Below are 20,891 nucleotides of genomic sequence, written 5' to 3'. Positions count from 1 at the left end.
TACTCATCACTCGAACAGTGTCAGCTGGCCGCCGTCGGGATAGACGCCTTCGCGGGCCAGTAGCTCTTTCTTGGTCAGCAGGCCGCCTGGTGCGGAGAAGCCGCCCATCCAGCCATTGGCCCCCAGCACGCGGTGACACGGCACGATCACCGGCCAGGAATTGCGCCCCATGGCCAGACCGATGGCCTGTGCACCGTTCGGCCGGCCAATCGTAGCTGCCAGTTCGCCATAGGTGACCGTCTTGCCCCAGCCGACCTTGCGCAGCGCATCATAGGCCGCCCGGTCGAAGGCGGAATGCCGATCCATGTCGAGCCGGAGGCCGTCAAAGCTGGTCGGCCCACCCGACAGGAAGGTCTTCAGGGCTGTGATCACTTCGGCGATCTCCGGCGGCACGTCCGCTTCCTTCACCAGATCGGCGCCGTGGCGTGTGATGCGCGCGACAGTCTGTTCCGGATCGGATTCCGGCAGCTGCACACCGGTCACCCCTGCCTCGGTCCAGGCAAGGCCGCACCGGCCGATCGGTGTATCAAAATGGGACGCCCACTCCTTGAACATAGAGAGAACATTTCTCAGAACGAGATATGAGTCCATCCCTGCTGGGAACAAATGGCGATCAGGCGAGGTGTTTTGCGAAGAAATCGAGCGTCCGGCTCCAGGCAAGCGTCGCGGCAGCCTCATCGTAGCGAGACGTCGTGTCATTATGGAACCCGTGATTCACGCCCTCATAGAGGTACACTTCGTACGGTTTGCCCGCCGCGTTGAGCGCATCCTGGTAATTTGGCCAGCCGGCATTCACCCGGTCGTCCAGCCCGGCGAGGTGGATCTGCAGCGGCACTTCCAGCCTGGCTGCGTCCTCCACGCTCGGCCAGCCGCCATAATACGGCACCGAACAGGACAGCCAGGGCTGCTTCACCGCCATCAGATTGGTGATCGCCCCGCCGAAGCAGAAGCCGGTGATGCCCACCTTGCCATTGGTCGCTTCATGATCGCGCAGGTACTCCGCCCCGGCCATGAAATCGGCCAGCATTTTCCCGCTGTCACGCTGCGCCTGAAGCGTGCGGCCGTCATCGTCATTACCGGGATAACCGCCGAGTGGGTAGAGCGCATCCGGCGCAAAGGCGACATAGCCGGCCTTTGCCGCGCGCCGGGCGACATCCTTGATATGCGGGTTCAGGCCCCGGTTTTCGTGCACGACCAGAACGCCGGGCAGCACGGCGCCGCCTGCGGGGCGCACGAGATAGCCGGCCATTTCGCCTGCCCCCTCGGGCGAACTGTAGGTGACCATTTCGGCATCAAGCCCGCCATCGCTCTCAGACGTCTGCTGTTTCGAATAGTCGGGCATGACGCAAGCCGCGAGCGAAGCGACACTTAGTCCGCCTACCGCATACTTTCCCAGGCCCTCAAAAAAGCCTCGCCGCGACAGGTGTCCGTGGCAATACTGGTCGTAAAGGTCGAACACGCCCTGAGGAATTTTTTGCGGGATATCTACCTGTTTGATGTCATCTGCCATTCGCGCGTCCTCCTGCTGCTGCGGGGATGGTAGCGCAGATGCAGGATTTGGATAGGGCGAAGCGATCACTTCTGTGTGGGGGCGCCCTATTGTGTCAGAGGCCCATCTTGCGGGACATCAGCACGGCATCGACCGGCACATCACGCCCGGCGGTGTAGTAGCGGGGCCGCCTGCCATCCTCAGTGAAGCCGAACCCGCGATAGAGCGCGCGGGCCGGCGCGTTGTCCTCGGCCACATCCAGCGTGATGCGGGAGACGCCGCGCTCGCCCAGCCGGTTGATGAGCGCGGAGATCAATGTGGCACCGAGACCCTTGCGGCGGTGCTCCGGCGCGGTGGCCACGGTGAGAATGTCGCTCTCGCCGGCTATGGTCTGTGCCATGGCGAAGGCGACAAGCTCCCCATTCAGCTCCACACCCAGCGTCAGGATGGAGGTGTCCAGCAATAGGCCGCGAAACGATATGGCGCTCCAGGGGTCGTCGAAGCAACGCATGTGCAGCTGGCTCATGCGCCCCGCATCTTCCGCACGCAGGACGATCACAGGGTGGGTCACTTGCGCGGCTCCGGCAGGGTCGCGTCGGGCTCGCGCGCATAGACCGGAGACGGAGGATGTGCCGCCGGATCGAACTGCCCACCCTTGATCGCCGCCGTGATGGCGGACGGCACGAGAGGGCGCAGGTCCAGTCTGTCTTTCAGGTCTCCGAGGGCATCGGCATTGTCCATGAAGATCGGCGCGTGGAAGCCTTCCAGCATGGGCAGCAGCTGTTCAAGACGCAGTTCCAGCACGTCGGCAATACCCTGCCCCTCGTTTACGCCCTGGATCCACCACGTCTGGTCCGGCGGGCGTTTCTGCCCGGCAAGGCAGCCCATCACCGTGCCTTCCATGCCGGAGGGAACAGCGGCTTCTAGGCTCGTTACACCGACACAATCGGCCCCCGTCACCAGTGCCAGGCCGCGCGCATAGGCAACGCCGATGCGGATGCCGGTGAAACTGCCAGGGCCGGTGACGACGGCGATGCGGTCCACCTGTTCCAGCGTCACGCCCTCATCGTCGAGCAGGCGCTGGACGAGGGCCGGCAGATGCTTGTCCTGGCCGCGCGCCATCACCTCGCGCGCATCGGCGAGGATCTCACCATCGCGCACAAGTGCCACCTCCATGGCGGTAAAAGCGGTGTTCAGCCCCAGGACCAGCATCGTCTCGCCCGCCTAGAGGATGCGGCAGGCCTCGTCGAATGCCAGGCGCGGCGAGCGGTCGAAGATCGTCGTGCGGTCGCCATGGCCGATATTGCAGATGAAGTTCGCCTTCCAGTTCTTCATCTCGCCGTCCTGGCTTTCGAAGAACTCCTTGTTGACGCCCGCGGCGTCGAAGCCGGACATCGGGCCGCAATCGAGGCCGAGCGAGCGGGCCGCCAGCATGAGGTAAGCGCCCTGCAGCGTCCCGTTCCGGAAGGCGGTCTCTTCCTTGATGTGGTGGAACCAGTCTTTCGCTTCCGGGGCATGCGGGAAGAGTTTCGGGATCTTCTCGTGGAACTCCATGTCGTGAGCGACGATCACCGTCCACGGAGCTTTCTGCGTCTTCTCACGATTGCCTTCCGACATCAGCGGCACCAGGCGCGCCTTGCTCTCTTCGGAGCTGATGAAGACGAACCGCGCCGGCGAATTGTTGGCGCTGGTCGGGCCGAGCTTTGCCAGGTCATACACCGCCCGGATCAGGACTTCCGGGACATCTTCCTCGCGCCAGCCATTATAGGAGCGCGCGTCGCGGAAAATCACGTCCAGGGCATGGTCGTTCACAGGGTGGGCCATCAGGTCAGTCCTTTTGCTTTTGGGTATGCGGCCTGTCTTCGCGCAGGCCGTCAAGAGGGCAGATTGCGCCTAGAGAACGGCTTCAACCGCCGTCACTTCCGGAACGTAAGTCTTCAGCATGTTCTCGATGCCCTGCTTCAGCGTCATCGTCGATGACGGGCAACCGGCGCAGGCGCCGCGCATGGAGAGATGTACAATACCAGTGTCCGGCTCGAACCGGTGGAAGATGATATCGCCTCCATCTTGAGCCACGGCCGGACGCACTCGCGTCTCGATCAGCTCACGGATTTCCTCGACGATCTCAGCCGCCTCGCCTTCATAGGTCACATCGGCTTCGGCGGAGGCTGACGGCTCGGCACCGTCTTCCACGACCGGCAGGCCGGCCATGTAATGGTCCATGATTGCGGCCAGCACCATCGGCTTCACGTGCCGCCAGTCCTTGTCTTCGGCCTTGTTGATCGACACGAAATCGCTGCCAAGGAAAACACGTTCGACCCCGTCGACCTGGAACAGCGCACGGGCCAGCAGGCTGATGCGCGCGCTGGTCACGTCCGGAAAATCGAACGGGCCTCGGTCGCCTGCCACTTCGTGTCCCGGCAGGAACTTGATCGTATCGGGGTTGGGAGTCGGTTCGGTCTGAATGAACATCGCCGCCTGCCCTTTCTGTCAAAAGCTTCACCTGCGCAACAGATGGCGCGGACAAGCAGTCGTATCAAGGGCCGAAAGGCTTAAGACGCGGGTCTCAGTTGGCCGTGCCGGTCACAGCCGGGTCGAGCTGGGCCACTTCTTCCTCTGCCGGGGGAAGTGGCTGTTCGAGGCGTTCGGCCAGTTCTTCGGAGGTGCGCTGGGCATCGCGCAGGAAGAAGCCGAGGCTGGCGAGGTGGTTCGCCATGATGGCGCCATCGCCTTTCTGGTTGGAGACGACCAGCGGACGGATCTGGGCGGCACGGGTCCAGGCCGCTTCGGCCTTGTCATAGGCAGCCATCGTGTCGGCATCGGCGAGGCTGTCGCGATCGGCGCGGCGAGCCGCTTTCAGCATCTGCAGGGCAATGTGCGCGCGGGCCTTCGCGGCATAAAAAACGCGGATGTCCTGCTTGGAGGCCGGCCAGCCTGTCGATTCCTGATAAATCTGGGTGGAAAGGTCGTCCTGATCGGCGACCGCCCAGCCTGCGAACATGCGGGCTTCATCGGCGGCCAGTACCCGGCGGTCGGCCACAGTGACGAGACCGCGGCTGGCGCGGGAGTCGAACCGGTTCAGGGCTTCGGCGGCAGCCGTCATGCGCGGACGCATGTCTTCGCCGGGAATGCCCTTCAGCAGGCGCGAAGCGGCGATGAGGTCCGCATCCGGCTCACCATTCTCGTCCGGCACGGCAGCAGCGGCCATGCGGGTAAATTCGGAAAGGCCATCGGCCGTGGCTTCCTGCCAGGCGGGCATGGCCGTCAGGCGGGCCTGCGGGTGCCAGTTCGGCTTGTCGTCGGCCCAGCCCTTCCCTTCCAGTTCGCGTGCGATCTTGGTGATCGCGATGCCGGATTCCGGGAAGGCCCATTTCTGGCCGTCTGCGAAGACGATGTCCGAGTCGTCGATCTTGTGGGACATGACCGCCGAGAACGGATAGGCGCCCACCAGTGCGAGAAAGAGGCTCAGCTTGAAGAGGAAAATGGTTCGCCGCCAGAGACCGCGGAAGAAATCCATGATCGGATGCGGCTCTGCCTCATCCAGTTCTCGCAGGTCTTCTGCTGTCACCTCGTTCGGGTCTGGTCCCTCTTCGAGATAGGCAGCGTGCAAACGGCTGTCGAAGGCCATACTCTACATTTCCCCGGCTCTGGCGCGGTGTTGCATTCACAACACTATGCGTTCAATTGTGGCATTTTAACAGCTCATTAACTGTTAAATGTCCGCAACCTGCAGCCGTGCACGCAAATGCCGCGCCAGACGGGTCGGAGATGTCAGATTTGAAGGCACACAGGAGCTGTCCGCCATCGGATCAAGCGATATTCAGTCCCCGAGTCCCTTGACGTCAGCGCTGGTGACCAGCGTCTGCGACGTGCCATCCGAATCGCGGAACTCCAGGGAGAGATCGACCGTGTCGCCTATGGCGATGGCCGGATCGACACCGAACAGCATGAGGTGGTTTCCGCCCCGCTGAAGCACGACAGGCTCGCCTTCGGAGACCGTGAAGCTCTCGACCTGACGCATCTGCATGACGTTGTCTTCCATGGTCATAGTATGCAGCTCCACCCGGTCAGCTACATCGGTAGAGGCGCCGACCAGTTCCACCGGGGCACCCGTGACGTAGGCCATCAGACCGCCGGCGGCGACGTCGCGTCCTTCAGCGGGCTTCACGATGAAGGCGTCCTTGACCTCGATCACGGACTCACCTGCCGGCGCATCGGCCGGACCGGAACAGGCCGCCAGCAACAGGGCGGCGGGAATCAGGGTGCGAAGCAGCATGTCGCTCATCCTTTCAGAACTGATGCGCCAAGTCGTAGCCGGAAGGCCGGACGGGTCAATGTGCCGGAATGGCACGCTTGCCCGTCAGGCTAATATCAGGGCCGCCAGTAACCGACGGCGCGGCGCACCTCTTCCATGATCGGCGCGGCGATCGCGTCTGCCCGCTCCGCTCCGTCTTTCAGGATGGCGTCGATGCCGGACTGGTCCGCGAGGATGTCGCGATAGCGCTGCGTGATCGGCGCGAGATGGGCGACCATGACGTCGGCCAAGGCCGGCTTGAACACGCCGAAGCCCTTGCCGCCATATTCGGCCAGAACTTCTTCCACGCTCTGCCCGCTCACGGCGGAGTAGATGCCGACAAGGTTCTCGACTTCCGGGCGGCCTTCGAGGCCCTTCGGTTCAGATGGCATGTCGCCTTCAAGGTCGGTCTTCGCCTTCTTGATCTTCTTGGCGATCAGGTCGGCATCGTCGACCAGGTTGATGCGCGATAAGTCCGACGGGTCGGACTTCGACATCTTCTTGGTGCCGTCCTTCAAGCTCATGATCCGCGCGCCGGGGCCCTTGATCAGCGGTTCCGGCAGCGGGAAGAAGCCGGGCACATCGTATTCGCGGTTGAAGCGATCGGCGATGTCGCGGCTAAGCTCGAGGTGCTGCTTCTGGTCCTCGCCCACGGGGACGTGGGTCGCCTTGTAGGCCAGGATGTCTGCGGCCTGCAGGACCGGATAGGTGAAGAGGCCCACTGAGGCCCGCTCGGCATCCTTGCCGGCCTTGTCCTTGAACTGGGTCATCCGCTCGACCCAGCCCATGCGCGCAACGCAGTTGAACACCCAGGCGAGCTCGGCATGCGCCGGCACGGAGGACTGGGCGTAGACGATCGATGTCTTCGGGTCGATGCCACACGCGATGAAGGCCGCTGCGATCTGGCGGGTCTGGTCAGCCAGCACGCCCTTCTCCACCGGCATGGTGATGGCGTGCATGTCCACGACGGCATAGACACAGTCCCAGCCGTCATTCTGGAGGTCGACGAACTTCTTCAGCGCGCCGAGATAGTTGCCGAGGTGGAGGTTACCGGTCGGCTGGATACCAGAGAAGACCCGCTGAGGGCCGGTGTATTCGGATGTGTTCGTGTCAGTCATGCGCAAGCGCTGTAGCCGATTTACCTAGCGGCGCAAGGCCTGCGTGATGTCGCGGGGTCGGATAGCGCCCGTCAGGAAGGCTGCAACTGCGTAGATCAGGCCGCCCGCGAGGATCACAATTGCAGCCGCCAGCGCCCGCGAGTCGATGATATTGTCCCGCAGCCACTGGAAATTATGCACCATGAACCAGACAGACCCGGCCATCAGGCCGCTGGCAATGAGGGCCCGCAGCGTGCGCGACACCAGCACCGGACCTGGCCTGTACCAGCCACGACCCGCCAGCGTCGTGGCGAGCAGCAGGGCATTCACCCAGGCGGCTACGGAAGTGGCGATGGCGAGGCCGATAAAGCCCAGCTGTCCCTGCCCGTTCAGCCAGAAGAACAGGCCGGCGCCAAGCGCCGTGTTGATGGCCACTGAAATCAGGGCGAACTGCATCGGGGTCTTGGTGTCTTCGCGGGCAAAGAAAGCCGGGGCCAGAACTTTGATCAGAACGAAAGCCGGCACGCCCCAGGCAAAATGGAACAGCGCCCCGCCGGACGCTTCGGCATCCGACTGCAAGAAGGCCCCGCGCACGAAGAAGGCCTCGATCAGGAACACCGGGGCAACGAGCAATGCGGCCGCAGCAGGAAGGGTCAGCGCCATGGCGAGGCCGATGCCTTCATCCATCGTCGCCTGGCTGGAGGCATGATCCTCGCTGCGCGCGGCCCGGCTGAGGCGCGGCAGGATGGCGACGCCGACCGCCACACCGACGAGGCCGAGCGGCAGCTGGTAAAGCCGGTCAGCCGTGTAAAGCCATGACTTCGCTGCCTGTTCGAAACTGGCGAGCGACTGGCTGACGATGATGTTGATCTGGGTACCCGACGCCGCGATCGTGCCGGGCACGGCGAGCGCCATGACTTTCTTCACCGCAGGCGTGATGCGCGGCCAGCCGATCAGGCCGAGGCGGACTTTCTGGCGGCTGACGCCCCACCAGAGCAGCGCCACCTGCAGCACGCCCGCGATCAGCACGGCGACGGCGGCCGCCTTGGAAACGACCTCCGGCACATCGGAGATCAGCGCCGCCGGGATGAGGCAGAGGTTCAGCAGTGTCGGCACACCGGACGACAGGATGAAGCGCTGACCGGAATTCAGCACGCCGGAGAGCAGCGCCGCCAAGGCCATGCAGGTGAGATACGGCATGGTGATCCGTGTCAGGAGCACAGCCAGATTGTAGTGGACATGGTCGTCGGCCTGTCCACCATGGATGATCAGCAGCACCCAGGGCATGAAGATCTGCGCCAGAATGGTGAGCGCCGCGGTGAAAGCGAAGAGGACGCGCATCGCCTCCTGCGCCACGGCCTGCGCCGCTTCCGGCCCTTCGGCCTCCAGCGTGCGGGCATAGGTCGGCACGAAGGCGGAGGCGAACGCGCCTTCGGCGAAAATGCGGCGGAACAGGTTCGGAAATTGCTGCGCCGTCACCCAGGCATCGTTGATCGGCCCGGCGCCGAGCTTTGCCACCAGCAGGATATCCCGCGCAAAGCCGAGGATACGGCTGCCCAGTGTCAGCGAGGATTGCACGAGGGTGTTGCGGGCGATGCTCATGCGGCCTGTCGTGCAGAGGTTCTCAGAAACTGTCTACGGCCCGCGATCGGCGCAGCTTTCGGGCCGGCGTGTGCGGGGCATCCGGTTCATGACGGCCCAATACGTCGAGAAGCTGTTCACGCAGGGACTCTTTGAGGGCAGCGTCCGCTTCCAGCTTCCGCCCGTCCTCGGTCTGCACGTAGAAGGCATCGAACATGCGTTCGCCGAACGAGCCCACGTGGGCCGAGTGGATCGAAACGCCGGCATCGGCCAGGCAGTTCGCCACATCATAAAGCAGCGCGGGCCGGTCACGCCCGGCAATGTCGATCACTGTATGGTCTGCAGACAGGTCGTCGCGGATCTGGACAGATGGATGCACCAGGAAGGCGGCCTGTCGACGGCCCATGCGTTCGCGCACAGTGATGTCGCCCGGCTCCCCGGCGAGCACCTTTTGCAGGGCGGCTTCCAGCCGCTGCAGGCGGGCCGGATCGTCCTTGCCGAACGGTTTGTCCTGGATGTCGTGAAGCATGAACACGTCGATGATGCCGCCTTCGCGGCTAGTGTAGACCTGCGCCGCGATAATGTTCGCGCCATTGTGAGCAAGCGTTCCGGCGAGGTCTGCGAACAGGCCCGGGCGGTCGGCGCCGGACACGAACAGCGCCATCGCACCGCCTTCAAGCGAGAGGCGATGATGAACCTGGTCGCCGCCGCCATTCAGCGCCTCCGCATGCCAGGCAAGGTCTTCAATGTCGAAGCCGGTCCAGTAGGCCGTTTCCATTTCCAGCATCAGAGCCGGAACAGTGCCCAGCCGGTCGAGCAGTTCCTGCCGGCGGCGCTCGGCGCGGGCTTCCAGCTCGGCCAGCACGCCGGCCTCATCTGTCCGTCCGCCACGCAGGGCCGCGGCCGTGTTGTGATAGAGGTCCGTCAGCAGCTGGCCTTTCCAGGCGTTCCACACGCCGGGGCCCACCGCCTTGATGTCTGCGATGGTGAGAATGTAGAGCAACCGCAGCCGCTCCAGCGAGCCGACCATCTCTGTGAATTTCGTCACGGTCCGCGGATCGGAAATATCCCGCTTCTGCGCCGTCTCGCTCATTTCCAGATGGTGGCCGACCAGCCAGGCCACAAGTTCGGTTTCGTCTTCCGACAGGCCGAGGCGTTCACAGGCCTTGCGGGCAGTTTTCATGCCGGCGATCTGCTGATCGCCTTTCCCCTTGCCGGTATCATGCAACAGCATGGCGAGGTAGAGCGCGCGGCGGTTCTCGATCAGGTCGAAAAGTTCTGTGACCAGTTTGATCGGATGCGCGTCGCGGCCATGCTCCATCTCGGAGATGGCCTCGACTGCACGGATCGTATGCTCATCCACCGTGTAGTGATGGTACATGTTGAACTGGGTCTGCGCGACGATGCCGCCGAATTCCGGGATTGCCCGGCCGAGGATGCCGGCTTCGTTCATCCTGCGCAGGATGAGGCCCGGATCATCCCCGCCCAGAATGGCGTCGAGGATCAGTTCCTGCGCTTCCGGTCTCTCACGCACCCGCTCGTTGAGGGCCCGGAGGGCCCGGGTCAGCAGGCTCAGCGCCTGCGGATGTATGTCCTTGCCCTCGTCGCGCGCCACGATGAACAGGCGCAGCATATTGAGCGGGTCGGCCCGCATGGCCTTCTCGTCCTGGACATTGATCCGGCCATTATCGAGGATGAAGCCCGGTTCATCCAGCTCCACCGGGCCGCGCACCGGCAGGAAGCGGCGCAAGCCTTCCGGCTTTTTCTTCTGGTCTGCTTCCAGCTTCGCCGCCAAGATGCGCGTCAGGCCGCCGACATCCTTGGTGACGAGGAAATAGCGCTTCATGAAGCGTTCCACGCCCTGCTGCCCGCGCCGGTCGCGATAGCCCATGCGGGCGGCGATTTCCGGCTGCAGGTCAAAGCTGAGACGTTCCTCCGCACGGCCCGTTACGAAGTGAAGATGGCAACGCACCGTCCACAGAAAACGTGCGGCGCGAATGAAGACGGAATATTCATGATCCGTGAACGGACCGGCCTGCATGACATCTTCCAGCGTGTGGCCGCCATAGGTCTGCTTGGCGATCCAGTAGAGCGTCTGCAGGTCGCGCAGGCCGCCCTTGCCTTCTTTCAGATTGGGCTCGACCACGTAACGTGCATCACCCTGCCGGGAATGGCGGGCATCGCGTTCGGCCAGCTTGTCGGCAATGAATTGCGCATCGCGCCCCTTCACGGCGCCCTCGTGGAAGGCGGTCAGCATTTCTTCGGCCAGCGCCTCGTCGCCGCAGATGTAACGGGCATCCAGAAGGCTCGTTTTGATGGTCACATCTTCCAGCGCCAGCTTCACGCAGTCGTTCGGCGTACGGAACGCATTGCCAACCTTCAGCCCCATGTCCCACAGGGCGTAGAGCATGTACTCCACCACGCTCTCGGTGTGCGGGCTGACCTTGTAGGCGCGCAGGAACAGGAGGTCCGTATCCGAGGACGGCCCCATCACGCCGCGACCATAACCGCCGGTCGCCATGATGGTGATCCGCTCGGCCTCTGTCGGGTTACGGGCCCGGTGAACGTGCGTGGTGGTAAAGTCGTAGAGCGCGCTGATCACCTCGTCCTGCACGGCAGAGAGGAGCCGCGCCGTGTCCAGCCCGTCGGCCCCCTGCTGCAGGCGCTCCTGCGCGATCATGCGGCCGCGGAACATGGCCCCGTGCAGCAGGTCCAGCGCCGCCTTGCGGGCGGCCTGCGGGTCACCGAAATTGTCGAGCGCAGCTGCGGTGAGCTTCACGCGCAGGGCGCGGCCATCGATGATGTTCGAGATGCGCCATTTCCCCGGCCGGCGCAGAAGCGGGCTGCGGGTTTCGAGGAGCGTCGGGGCCTTGGTGGGCGGTATGTTCATGGGGGCTGTCTATAGCAGGTTCCGGGGCGGGTTCTATGCACCCTTTTCCACACGGACCGGCAGGATGCGGGACTTCTTCACAACTCCATAGGCAAAACTGGTCTCGATGGAGGCGATTCCCGGCAGTTTCTGGATCGTGTGGCGCACCAGCTGCTCATAATCATCAAGGCTGCGGGCGACGATTCGCAGCTCGTAGTCCGCCCCGCCCGTCATCAGATAGCAGTCCAGAATCGCGTCGGTTTCCGCGATTTTCTTCTCGAAAGCCTGCACGTTTTCCTGCGAATGATTGGCGAGGCGGATGCGCACCAGGCAGGTGATGGGATAGCCGCAGGCCTTCTGGTCGACGAGGGCAGTGTAACCCTGGATCACCCCGGCAGCCTCCAGATTGCGCACGCGGCGCAGGCAGGGCGAAGGCGAGAGGCCCACTTCCTCGGCCAGTTCGAGGTTGGTGAGGCGTCCATCGCGCTGCAGGGCGCGGATAATTCTGGCATCTATGGCATCCATACACGACTGTATTGGCATATTCTGCCAATCTGCAAGCAAAAGACGACGCAGTTCGGCACCTTTCGCCCACAATCCCATGGTAGAATCTCCTTAAAGATGGAGATCCCCATGGCATTCGATGCGACCCGCCCTTTAGGCCCCGCCACCCGCGCCATTCATCATGGCTACGACCCGGCTAAAAACGACTATGCGCTGACACCGCCGGTACATCTGACGTCGACCTTCGCCTTTCCGGACGCGCAGACGGGCGGCGCGCTGTTTGCCGGTGAGGCCGAAGGCCACATCTATTCCCGCATCTCGAACCCCACTGTCGCCCTGCTGGAAGACCGGATCGCCAGCCTCGAAGGCGCCGAAGCGGGCCTCGCCACTGCCAGCGGCATGGGCGCCATCAGCTCCCTCATGTGGACGCTGCTGAAGCCAGGCGACGAGATCATCACCGACCAGACGCTCTATGGCTGCACGTTTGCCTTCATGCGCGACGGCCTCTCGCGTTTCGGCGTGAAGATCACCCATGTCGATCTGCGCGACCCGGCAAACCTCTCCGCCGCGATCAGCGAGAAAACGCGGATCGTCTATTTCGAGACGCCAGCAAACCCGAACATGCGGCTTGTCGACATTCGCGAAACGTCCCGCATCGCGCACGCGGCCGGCGCGCTTGTGGTAGTGGATAACACCTATGCCTCTCCCCTGCTGACCCGGCCGATCGAACTCGGCGCCGACTTCGTCGTCCACTCGGCCACCAAATATCTGGGCGGGCACGGTGACCTTGTGGCGGGCATGGTGCTCGGCCGCACTGAGGCCATCAAGGACGTCCGCATGATCGGCGTGAAGGATATGACCGGCTCCGTCATGTCGCCCTTCAATGCGATGTTGGTGATGCGTGGACTGAAGACCTTGCAGCTGCGCATGGCGCGCCATTGCGAGAGCGGACAGTACGTAGCCGAATGGCTGGAAGCCCAGCCGGGCGTGGAGAATGTCTACTATCCGGGCCTCGCCAGCCATCCGCAGCATGACCTCGCCACGCGCCAGATGGACGGCTTCGGCGGCATGATCGCATTCGAGCTCGCGGGCGGTTACGAGGCGGGCATCGGGATGATGAACCGGCTGCAGCTGATCCGCCGCGCCGTCAGCCTCGGCGATGCCGAAACGCTGATCCAGCACCCGGCCAGCATGACCCATTCGACCTATACGGAAGAAGAACGCCTCGAACATGGCATCAGTAATGGCCTGATCCGCCTCTCCGTCGGATTGGAGGATGTCGAGGACATCCTGGCAGACCTCGAAGCGGCGCTGGCCTAAGCCCTACTCAACCGGGCTTTCTTCATCCAGCAGGTCGGCTTCCTTGCTGCTGGCGCGTTCGGCGGCGACTTTTTCGTCGATCGTATTGTCCGCGGCGACGTCGGCGGCCTCGCTCGTGTCGACGGGGGCTTTCGGGCGTGGCGGCGCTTGCGGCGGCCGGGCGGCTGCACCGGGTGCCGGCTTCGTGCTTTTCAGCGCGTCTTCTACGCCGCTGTCGAAGCGGACGCGGTAGATCGGCTCCGGCAGGGTGAAGCCACCTTCCTCCAGTGCATCCTTGGTCGCCGCGATGGCGAGGCCTCGGGCCTTGCCGAAATTCGTCTCCCGCTGGTCGACCCACCCCATGAAGCGCAGCACGATATTGGAATCGCCGACCGTCTGGATGAAGGCCTCCGGCTCCGGCGTCTGCAGGATGAAGGGCAGCGCCTTCATCCGGTCGAGGCCGAGTTGCATAGCCGCGACCGGATCGTCGGCCGCATCCACACCGAGATCGAACTGGAACCGGCGTTCCGGATTGCGGGTATAGTTCAGGATCACTGCCTTGAACACGGTAGAGTTCGGGATGCGCAGATGATTGCCGTCCAGCGTCATCAGGACGGTGGAGCGGGAGGTGAGCCGCATCACCTTGCCTTCATGCTGGTCGATGACGACATGCTCGTTCGCGCGAAAGGGCTGGCGTACACTGAGCATGATGGAGGAGATGTAGTTCTCCAGCGTGTCGCGCACGGAGAAGCCGATGGCGAGGCCGATCACGCCCGCCCCGCCGAGGATCGTGCCCATCATCGCCGTCGCGCCAAGAATGTTCATCGCCGCAATCAACGCGACCAGCAGCATCACGATGCGGAATGCGCCGGAGACGAGCTCCACCAGGAATGGGTTGGGCAGAATGAGGCGCCAGAAGCTGCGCCATGAGGCGAGCAAATGCCCGAAAAGCACAATGACCAGGAACACGCCCAGCGACACGCCGTAGAGCGGCAGGGCGCGGTAGACTTTCTGCAAGCGGCCGGACGGATCTCCGAAGATCGATGTGGAACTGTCCTCCACCGCGAGGCGCCGTTCGATCTGGTTCTCAACCGTGACGACGCCATTCACGCGCAAGGCAATCTCCTCGGCGCGGGTGACGGCGGCACTGCTGGCCACTTCCCCACCCAGCGTCACGACGCCATGGTTCACCTCCACAGTCACCCGGCGCAGCGTCGCGATCTCGGCAAAAATTTCCGAGATGCGCGTTTTGATCTCCGCATCGCCTGCCTGCGGCGGGGGCGTCTGGATGGCGGGGGTCGGGTCTGTCGGCGGCTCAGGTGCCTGCGCCAGCGCGGCCGGGCTCATCAGGACGAGGCAAAGCACAATCAAGCCGGCGAAGAGCCAGCCCGTCAGCACGGCGGGAACGCCGGTCAGGTTTGAACGCGAATTCACTCTCCCAGAATACACGAGACGCAGAAAGGTTCCATCCGCGGCGGCAAGGACGAGCCAACAACTTTGAACTTATTCCCTGACCAGAGTGGGGAATTGGCGAGAGCGATGCATTTCCTCTTGTCCCCGAGCAGTTCGGCACCGACTGTTGGCGGTCCAGATTCTTTCCTCACCCGTCTGCATCCAAATAGCTGCCTCGCGGCATCCGCCTCATGTTCGCCGAACTTCAGGCGGGAGCAAACGCAGAGGGACTTCCAGATCATGAACACCTTTTCGAACCGCGAGCGCTCCAAAGCGCTGGCGGAAGTTATTGCCGTCGTGGCTATCGCGTTTCTTTCCAAGGCCGCGCTCGATCATTTCTTCTGGCGGTTTTCCGGTCCTGTTTCTCTCATCACGCTGCTGGTTCTCCTGACCGTCTATCTGCGACGCCGGGGCATATACTGGTCAGGCATGGGACTGCGCGCAGTTCCGGGAGCGAAGAGCAAATGGCTCATGATGCCTCAGACCCTGCTGGGCATCGTCGCGATCATCGTTACCGGCGTTGTTACGCAAGTGGCCTTGCAAGCCATCGGAATTGAGCCCCTGCCAGAAGGTCAGGACGCGGCAACGGATCGCTTTACTGGCATCGCCGGAAACCTGCCAGTCTATCTGATGTGGCTTGCCATCGGCATCGTCAGCGGCGGACTAGCAGAAGAAATGTTCTTCCGCGGCTATCTCATCACGCGGCTGCAGACAGCCTTCAAAGGCCTGCCTCTGGCACCTGTTCTGGCTGTCTTCATCGCAGGGCTGATCTTCGGATATGGTCATTTCTATTATCAGGGCCTCAGCGGATGGATCACGACGGGCATGATCGGGGCCGTCATCGGCGGCCTGTTCCTGCTTTACAAGCGAAACCTCTGGCCCCTGATCATCGCCCACGCCTGTGTTGACGCGCTCGGCATCACCGGCATGTACATGGGATGGGATATCTAGCCGCGCGTGGAGCGGCCCGAGCGGACTATTTCACCACCTCGAACTCGTCCCCGAACCAGAGGGGGGAGTTGGCGAGGTCGATGAACTTCTTCTCGTCCTCCAGGAGTTCCCTGCCGGCTTTCGCCGCCGCCTCGCTGGTATTGGCGGCCATCGCCTCTTCGCTTTCGAACCAGAGTTCGGCGACGCCGTCATAGGAAGGCGGCCCGCCGCGGCTGGCCTGCATACCCGCATTCATTTCATCGTACGCCGTATGGTTCTAGACATAGCGGAGGATGCCGAGCACCTCCGCATGCTTGGCCACTAGCGGGGCGTGGGTCTCCCGCCAGTAGGTCTGGAACTCCTCCCGCGTGAGATGCGGTAGGCGCCGCAGACAGAAAGTCAGCTTGATCACAGCAGGTCTCCACCGGCTGCGGCGGCGCTGGTGCCGTCTTTCTTGTAGGCGCGGATCACGTTCTTGCCGGTGATCCACTTGTGCACTTCATCCGGCCCGTCAACGAGGCGCTGGGAGCGGATGTGGGTGTACCAGGCGGCCAGCGGCGTATCGAGCGAATAGCCGAGCGCGCCGTGCAGCTGGATCGCGGTGTCCACCACCTTGTGCACCATATTGGCGAGGAACACTTTCGCAATGCCATTCTCCTGGCGGATGTCCATACCGTTCTCGGCCTTGTAGGCGATGTGCATCAGCATCAAGCGCGCGATGTAGAGCTGGCTGGCACATTCGGCCAGCATGAACTGGACGCCCTGACGGTCTTCCAGCTTCTTGCCGAAAGTCTCGCGGCTGGTGACATGTTCCGTCGCCAGATCAAGTGCGCGCTGGGCCATGGCAACATTGTGCATGCCGTGACGCAGGCGCCCATAAGCAAGCCGGTGCTGGCCCATGGCGAAACCCTGCCCTTCGCCGCCGAGCAGGTTCTCTTCCGGCACGACGAGATTCTCGATTTTCACCTCGGCATGGCCACCGCCCATTTCGGCATAGTGCGGCCCGTGGACCGCCATGGTGGGGATATCGCGAATGATGTTGTAGCCGGGGTTCGGCAGCTCCACGATGAAGGTGGAATATTGCTGGTGGCGCGGCGCTTCCGGATTGGTCTTGGCCATGACGACTGCGATGTCGGCAGCGGTGGCGGCGGAGGAGAACCATTTCTCACCGTTGAGGACGTAGTTGCCCTTGCCGTCTTTCACGGCGGTCGTCTTCATGCCGGTGGCGTCGGCGCCCGCGGCCTTCTCCGTCATGGAATAGCAGATCCGCTTCTCGCCATTGATCAGCGGCTTCAGGTATTTCTCTTTCTGGAAGTCTGTGCCGTGTGCCAGCAGCGTCAGCATGGTGGCATCGTCCGGACCCTGGGAGTTCATGGAGAGCGCGCCGAGATGGCTCTGCCCGAGTTCCATCTGGACCAGTGCGTTGGCGAGCGGCCCGAGGCCCATACCGCCATGCTCGACCGGGAAGAAGGGTAGCCACAAACCCTTCGCGCGGGCCTTGGCGCGCAGCTCGGCCAACACTTCCTTGTAGGGCTTGCCCGCCGCCATCGCCTTCTCGGCGGGGATGCATTCTTCCTGCACCCATTTGCGCACGCGCTCGCGTACTTCTTTCGCCTCTTCCGGTATCGTGAAATCAATCGCCATGTTTCGCTCCCTTGTCTTTTGACGGGGAGGCTAGTGCGGAACGACGCGCCCGCAAGCCTGACTTCGCGTCAGACCCTTTTGAACGTGCCCCTTCTTTCCTGGCACGATCGTGCTTACCTTTGCACCATGACCCATGATCCATCCGGCCATCATGATCACGAACATTCCGGCGGTCACTGCCACCACGACCATGCGGCAGAGCCGGACAAGCCCGACAGCGCCTATGACCATATCCCGCCCGGCTATACCGGCACGGTGTGGACCTGCCCGATGCACCCGCAGGTGCGCGAAACCTCCAACACAGGCTGCCCGATCTGCGGCATGGCGCTGGAAGCTGAAACAGCCACAGCAGAAGAGGACACGTCCGAACTGGATGACATGACAAGGCGTTTCTGGGTCGGTGTCGTCCTGTCCGTGCCATTGCTGGTGCTGACAATGGGCGAGATGATCCCCGGCATCTCCCTGCCCGGCTTCACGAAGACGCCTGCCTTCAACTGGATGCAGGCCATGCTGGCAACGCCGGTCGTCGCCTGGTGCGGCTGGCCCTTCTTCGTGCGCGGCTGGCGCTCCGTCGTGAACCGCAGCCCGAACATGTTCACCCTAATCGCGCTCGGCACGGGCGTCGCCTATTTCTATTCGCTGGCCGCGACTGTGGCACCCGGCATCTTCCCCGACACCCTGCGCGGGCATGACGGGCGGGTTCCGGTCTATTTCGAGTCTGCCGCCGTCATCACCACGCTGGTTCTGCTGGGCCAGGTGCTGGAGTTGCGGGCGCGGCGGGCAACCTCGGGGGCGATCCGCGCGCTGCTGCAACTGACCCCGCCAACCGCCCGCATCGTGCGCGAGGATGGCAGCGAAGAAGACATTGCGCTTGAAAATGTAAAAACCGGCGACCGCTTGCGCGTGCGCCCCGGCGAGAGCGTGCCCGTCGATGGCGAAATCCTCGAAGGCAGCTCCAGCGTGGATGAGTCCATGGTGACCGGCGAACCTGTACCGGTGGAAAAGAGCACGGGCGACAAGGTGACCGGCGGTACCGTCAATCAGACCGGCGCCTTCGTCTTGGAAGCCACTCATGTCGGCGACGAGACGCTGCTGTCGCGTATTGTGAAAATGGTGGCAGAGGCCCAGCGTTCCCGCGCGCCGATCCAGGGACTGGCCGATACCGTGTCGGGATACTTCGTGCCGGCGGTCGTGCTGATCGCGGTGGCCACCTTCGTCATCTGGCTGGCGGTGGGACCGGAGCCGCGCTTCGCCCACGCCCTCGTCAATGCCGTTGCGGTGCTGATCATCGCCTGCCCCTGTGCGCTAGGCCTCGCCACCCCGATGTCGATCATGGTCGCCACCGGCAAGGGCGCGCAGGCGGGCGTGCTGATCCGCAATGCCGATGCGCTGGAGACGATGGAAAAGGTCGACACGATCGTTGTCGACAAGACTGGTACGCTGACCGAGGGCCATCCGGAACTCGTCACCGTGGAATCGGCGAAGGAATTTTCCGAAGACGACCTGCTCAAGCTGGCCGCCGGAGTCGAGACCTCCTCCGAACACCCCCTCGCCGCCGCCATCGTGCGGGGCACGGAAAAGCGGGACCTGAAGCCCGGCAAGGCGTCCGGTTTCCGGTCGACGACCGGCGAAGGCGCCGAAGCGGAAGTGGACGGCCGGAAGGTCGCCGTCGGCAATGCAAAGCTGATGCGGCGCATCGGTGCCTTCGACGAGGCACTCGCCAGCAAGGCCGATGACTATCGCACCAAAGGCCAGACCGTCATGTTCGTCGCCGTGGATGGCAAGCCCGCAGGCCTGGTCGGCGTCGCTGACCCGATCAAGGAGACGACACAGGAGGCCATCGACCGTCTGCATTCTGAAGGCCTCCGCGTCGTCATGCTGACCGGGGACAATGAAACCACCGCCCGCGCGGTGGCCAAGACGCTCGGCATCGACGAGGTGCAGGCCGACGTCTCCCCGGAAGACAAGAAGGACGTGGTCGCAAAACTTCAGGCGGATGGTGCGGTAGTGGCCATGGCGGGCGACGGCATCAATGACGCCCCGGCTCTCGCCCTGGCCAATGTCGGCATCGCCATGGGTACCGGAACGGACGTCGCCATGGAAAGCGCGGGCGTCACCCTGGTGAAGGGCGACCTGATGGGCGCCGCAAAGGCCCGCGAACTCAGCCGCGCGACGATGCGGAACATCCGCCAGAACCTGTTCTTCGCCTTTGTCTACAACTCGCTCGGCGTGCCGGTGGCGGCAGGTATCCTCTACCCCTTCTTCGGCCTGCTGCTGAGCCCGATGATCGCCGCAGCGGCGATGAGCCTGTCTTCAGTTTCCGTCATAAGCAACGCATTGCGTCTCCGTGCGTTGAAGCTTTGAACAGCGCGGTCAATTCCGCGGGAAATTCGAATGCGTGAAGACCAATACGAGCAAGGGTCGCTGACCCTTTCAGGAACGGTGGCCATGGGCACTGGCGTCATGATTGGCGCCGGCATCTTTGCGCTGACAGGACAGGTCGCCGAACTCGCTGGGAGCCTCTTTCCGCTGGCCTTCCTCGCGGCAGCGATCGTGAGCGGCTTCAGCGCCTATTCCTACATCAAGGTGTCGAACAAGTATCCGAGCGCGGGCGGCATCGCCATGATCCTGAAGCGCGCCTATGGACCGTCGACTGTGACAGGCGGTGCGGCCCTGCTGATCGCCTTTTCCATGATCATCAATGAGAGTCTCGTCGCCCGGACCTTCGGCACTTACACCTTGCAGCTTTTCGGCATCGAAGGCGGCATGCTGGTGCCGTTGCTGGCCGTTGGCCTGATCGTTCTCGCCTTTGTAATCAACATTGCCGGAAATCAGCTTATCGACCGCATCTCTCAGATTACAGCAATCCTGAAGATAGGCGGAATACTGATCTTCGCCCTGGTGGCGCTCTGGGCAGCCGGCTTCAGCTTTCAGCCCGCAGAAAAGGATCTCGTAAGCGACACTTCACCCGGCGGCTTCCTGGCCGGTGTGGCCCTGGCCATCCTTGCCTTCAAGGGCTTCACGACCATCACCAATAGCGGCGACGAGGTGAAAGACCCGAAACGGAATGTCGGGCGGGCGATCATGATCTCGCTGGCCATCTGTACATTTGTCTATCTGCTGGTCTGTTTTGCAGTGGGATCCACGCTGTCGATCCCGGAAATCATTTCAGCGAAAGACTATGCACTGGCTGAAGCCGCCCGGCCTGCACTCGGCAATTACGGGCTGTGGTTCACCGTGGCGATCGCGATTATCGCGACCGCTTCCGGCCTGCTTGCCAGTCTTTTTGCGGTGTCACGCATGCTGGCCATGCTGACCGATATGAGCCTCATCCCGCATGAACATTTCGGTATGCCCGGAACTGTCCAGCGCCACACGCTCGTTTACACTGTGGTCGCTGCCGCACTTCTTGCTGCCTTGTTCGATCTCAGCCGGATCGCGTCTCTCGGTGCAATCTTCTACCTTGTGATGGACATTATCATTCACTGGGGTGTGTTCCGGCACCTCAGAAAGGATGTTGGTGCAACGCCGCTTGTGTTGATCACGGCCATGGTGCTGGATGCCCTGGCGCTCGCCGCATTTCTTGTTCTGAAATGGCATGCTGATCCGGCCATTGTCCTGATCGCTGCATCGGGCATCCTGATTGTCTTTGCCTTCGAACGCTTTTTCCTGAAAGTGTGGCGGAGCGAATAGAAGCCGAAATACGTCGGGCTTTCCATACGCAATTCCGTT

Annotated in this window: 18 protein-coding genes and 1 pseudogene; 4 read left to right on the top strand and 15 right to left on the bottom strand. The window is 63.0% G+C overall.

Annotation, left to right across the window (positions count from 1 at the left end; genetic code table 11):
- Positions 1 to 6: 6 nt before the first annotated feature.
- The 12 genes from HY26_RS07030 to HY26_RS06975 form a co-directional block, all read right to left on the bottom strand.
- Positions 7 to 555 carry a methylated-DNA--[protein]-cysteine S-methyltransferase gene (locus HY26_RS07030; RefSeq protein ID WP_112073215.1) on the bottom strand — a complete coding sequence of 183 codons (549 nt, stop codon included), beginning with the start codon at positions 553 to 555 and terminating at the stop codon, positions 7 to 9.
- Between the two features lie 58 nt (positions 556 to 613).
- The gene (locus HY26_RS07025; protein ID WP_112073214.1) at positions 614 to 1,510 is read right to left on the bottom strand and encodes a dienelactone hydrolase family protein; all 897 of its coding nucleotides are present in this window, start codon (positions 1,508 to 1,510) and stop codon (positions 614 to 616) included.
- A 94-nt stretch (positions 1,511 to 1,604) separates the two neighbouring features.
- On the bottom strand, positions 1,605 to 2,060 hold the full coding sequence (rimI, locus tag HY26_RS07020; RefSeq protein WP_083180690.1) for a ribosomal protein S18-alanine N-acetyltransferase: 456 nt from the start codon (positions 2,058 to 2,060) through the stop codon (positions 1,605 to 1,607).
- The gene (gene tsaB, locus HY26_RS07015) at positions 2,057 to 2,701 is read right to left on the bottom strand and encodes a tRNA (adenosine(37)-N6)-threonylcarbamoyltransferase complex dimerization subunit type 1 TsaB (protein WP_112073213.1); all 645 of its coding nucleotides are present in this window, start codon (positions 2,699 to 2,701) and stop codon (positions 2,057 to 2,059) included. The genes rimI and tsaB overlap by 4 nt, the downstream gene beginning before the upstream one ends.
- Positions 2,702 to 2,713: 12 nt before the next feature.
- Complete coding sequence (locus HY26_RS07010; protein ID WP_034763484.1) at positions 2,714 to 3,313, bottom strand: malonic semialdehyde reductase; 600 nt, start codon at positions 3,311 to 3,313, stop codon at positions 2,714 to 2,716.
- 69 nt (positions 3,314 to 3,382) lie between these two features.
- Complete coding sequence (locus tag HY26_RS07005; protein WP_034763482.1) at positions 3,383 to 3,961, bottom strand: NifU family protein; 579 nt, start codon at positions 3,959 to 3,961, stop codon at positions 3,383 to 3,385.
- A gap of 94 nt (positions 3,962 to 4,055) precedes the next feature.
- The gene (locus HY26_RS07000) at positions 4,056 to 5,117 is read right to left on the bottom strand and encodes a hypothetical protein (protein ID WP_034763478.1); all 1,062 of its coding nucleotides are present in this window, start codon (positions 5,115 to 5,117) and stop codon (positions 4,056 to 4,058) included.
- 192 nt (positions 5,118 to 5,309) lie between these two features.
- Positions 5,310 to 5,765, bottom strand: coding sequence for a copper chaperone PCu(A)C (locus HY26_RS06995; protein ID WP_158531439.1), 456 nt, complete (start codon positions 5,763 to 5,765; stop codon positions 5,310 to 5,312).
- Between the two features lie 95 nt (positions 5,766 to 5,860).
- The gene (trpS, locus tag HY26_RS06990; protein WP_034763653.1) at positions 5,861 to 6,901 is read right to left on the bottom strand and encodes a tryptophan--tRNA ligase; all 1,041 of its coding nucleotides are present in this window, start codon (positions 6,899 to 6,901) and stop codon (positions 5,861 to 5,863) included.
- A gap of 24 nt (positions 6,902 to 6,925) precedes the next feature.
- The gene (gene murJ / locus HY26_RS06985) at positions 6,926 to 8,482 is read right to left on the bottom strand and encodes a murein biosynthesis integral membrane protein MurJ (protein ID WP_034763465.1); all 1,557 of its coding nucleotides are present in this window, start codon (positions 8,480 to 8,482) and stop codon (positions 6,926 to 6,928) included.
- A gap of 22 nt (positions 8,483 to 8,504) precedes the next feature.
- Positions 8,505 to 11,351, bottom strand: a complete 2,847-nt coding sequence (locus tag HY26_RS06980) for a [protein-PII] uridylyltransferase (protein ID WP_112073212.1) — start codon at positions 11,349 to 11,351, stop codon at positions 8,505 to 8,507.
- Between the two features lie 33 nt (positions 11,352 to 11,384).
- Entirely contained in the window at positions 11,385 to 11,855 is a 471-nt protein-coding gene (locus HY26_RS06975; protein WP_034763462.1) for an Lrp/AsnC family transcriptional regulator, read from the bottom strand.
- A gap of 108 nt (positions 11,856 to 11,963) precedes the next feature.
- Here HY26_RS06975 and HY26_RS06970 point away from each other — a divergent pair, with 108 nt between their 5' ends.
- Positions 11,964 to 13,154, top strand: a complete 1,191-nt coding sequence (locus tag HY26_RS06970) for a methionine gamma-lyase (RefSeq protein ID WP_112073211.1) — start codon at positions 11,964 to 11,966, stop codon at positions 13,152 to 13,154.
- A 3-nt stretch (positions 13,155 to 13,157) separates the two neighbouring features.
- On the opposite strand, the gene HY26_RS06965 is transcribed toward HY26_RS06970, so the two are convergent.
- Positions 13,158 to 14,567 carry a mechanosensitive ion channel family protein gene (locus HY26_RS06965; protein ID WP_112073210.1) on the bottom strand — a complete coding sequence of 470 codons (1,410 nt, stop codon included), beginning with the start codon at positions 14,565 to 14,567 and terminating at the stop codon, positions 13,158 to 13,160.
- Positions 14,568 to 14,825: 258 nt separating this feature from the next.
- On the opposite strand from HY26_RS06965, the gene HY26_RS06960 reads away from it, so the two are divergent.
- Complete coding sequence (locus HY26_RS06960; RefSeq protein ID WP_158531438.1) at positions 14,826 to 15,536, top strand: CPBP family intramembrane glutamic endopeptidase; 711 nt, start codon at positions 14,826 to 14,828, stop codon at positions 15,534 to 15,536.
- 25 nt (positions 15,537 to 15,561) lie between these two features.
- On the opposite strand, the pseudogene HY26_RS06955 reads toward HY26_RS06960, so the two are convergent.
- Both HY26_RS06955 and HY26_RS06950 read right to left on the bottom strand, forming a co-directional pair.
- Positions 15,562 to 15,927 (bottom strand): annotated as a pseudogene (locus tag HY26_RS06955) (EthD domain-containing protein).
- Positions 15,924 to 17,159, bottom strand: a complete 1,236-nt coding sequence (locus HY26_RS06950) for an acyl-CoA dehydrogenase family protein (RefSeq protein ID WP_034763439.1) — start codon at positions 17,157 to 17,159, stop codon at positions 15,924 to 15,926. Before HY26_RS06950 ends, HY26_RS06955 begins: the two are co-directional and overlap by 4 nt.
- Positions 17,160 to 17,285: 126 nt before the next feature.
- Here HY26_RS06950 and HY26_RS06945 point away from each other — a divergent pair, with 126 nt between their 5' ends.
- Positions 17,286 to 19,523 carry a copper-translocating P-type ATPase gene (locus HY26_RS06945; protein WP_112073208.1) on the top strand — a complete coding sequence of 746 codons (2,238 nt, stop codon included), beginning with the start codon at positions 17,286 to 17,288 and terminating at the stop codon, positions 19,521 to 19,523.
- A 30-nt stretch (positions 19,524 to 19,553) separates the two neighbouring features.
- Positions 19,554 to 20,852: an APC family permease gene (locus HY26_RS06940; RefSeq protein ID WP_199288543.1), complete on the top strand. Its 1,299-nt coding sequence runs from the start codon at positions 19,554 to 19,556 to the stop codon at positions 20,850 to 20,852.
- The last annotated feature ends 39 nt before the right edge of the window (positions 20,853 to 20,891 follow it).

The sequence above is a fragment of the Hyphomonas sp. GM-8P genome, from assembly GCF_003263315.1.
Taxonomy (GTDB): Bacteria; Pseudomonadota; Alphaproteobacteria; order Caulobacterales; family Hyphomonadaceae; genus Hyphomonas.
The sequence above is the reverse complement of the archived record's forward strand: the minus strand, read 5'-3'. Positions and strand labels throughout refer to the sequence as shown.

Bases quoted from the DNA above. Each gene is read 5' to 3' on its own strand.
- HY26_RS07030 (WP_112073215.1), bottom strand. From the start codon at position 555: ATGTTCAAGGAGTGGGCGTCCCATTTTGATACACCGATCGGCCGGTGC.
- HY26_RS07025 (WP_112073214.1), bottom strand. From the start codon at position 1,510: ATGGCAGATGACATCAAACAGGTAGATATCCCGCAAAAAATTCCTCAG.
- tsaB (WP_112073213.1), bottom strand. From the start codon at position 2,701: ATGCTGGTCCTGGGGCTGAACACCGCTTTTACCGCCATGGAGGTGGCA.
- HY26_RS07010 (WP_034763484.1), bottom strand. From the start codon at position 3,313: ATGGCCCACCCTGTGAACGACCATGCCCTGGACGTGATTTTCCGCGAC.
- HY26_RS07005 (WP_034763482.1), bottom strand. From the start codon at position 3,961: ATGTTCATTCAGACCGAACCGACTCCCAACCCCGATACGATCAAGTTC.
- HY26_RS07000 (WP_034763478.1), bottom strand. From the start codon at position 5,117: ATGGCCTTCGACAGCCGTTTGCACGCTGCCTATCTCGAAGAGGGACCA.
- HY26_RS06995 (WP_158531439.1), bottom strand. From the start codon at position 5,765: ATGCTGCTTCGCACCCTGATTCCCGCCGCCCTGTTGCTGGCGGCCTGT.
- trpS (WP_034763653.1), bottom strand. From the start codon at position 6,901: ATGACTGACACGAACACATCCGAATACACCGGCCCTCAGCGGGTCTTC.
- murJ (WP_034763465.1), bottom strand. From the start codon at position 8,482: ATGAGCATCGCCCGCAACACCCTCGTGCAATCCTCGCTGACACTGGGC.
- HY26_RS06980 (WP_112073212.1), bottom strand. From the start codon at position 11,351: ATGAACATACCGCCCACCAAGGCCCCGACGCTCCTCGAAACCCGCAGC.
- HY26_RS06975 (WP_034763462.1), bottom strand. From the start codon at position 11,855: ATGGATGCCATAGATGCCAGAATTATCCGCGCCCTGCAGCGCGATGGA.
- HY26_RS06970 (WP_112073211.1), top strand. From the start codon at position 11,964: ATGGCATTCGATGCGACCCGCCCTTTAGGCCCCGCCACCCGCGCCATT.
- HY26_RS06960 (WP_158531438.1), top strand. From the start codon at position 14,826: ATGAACACCTTTTCGAACCGCGAGCGCTCCAAAGCGCTGGCGGAAGTT.
- HY26_RS06950 (WP_034763439.1), bottom strand. From the start codon at position 17,159: ATGGCGATTGATTTCACGATACCGGAAGAGGCGAAAGAAGTACGCGAG.
- HY26_RS06945 (WP_112073208.1), top strand. From the start codon at position 17,286: ATGACCCATGATCCATCCGGCCATCATGATCACGAACATTCCGGCGGT.
- HY26_RS06940 (WP_199288543.1), top strand. From the start codon at position 19,554: ATGCGTGAAGACCAATACGAGCAAGGGTCGCTGACCCTTTCAGGAACG.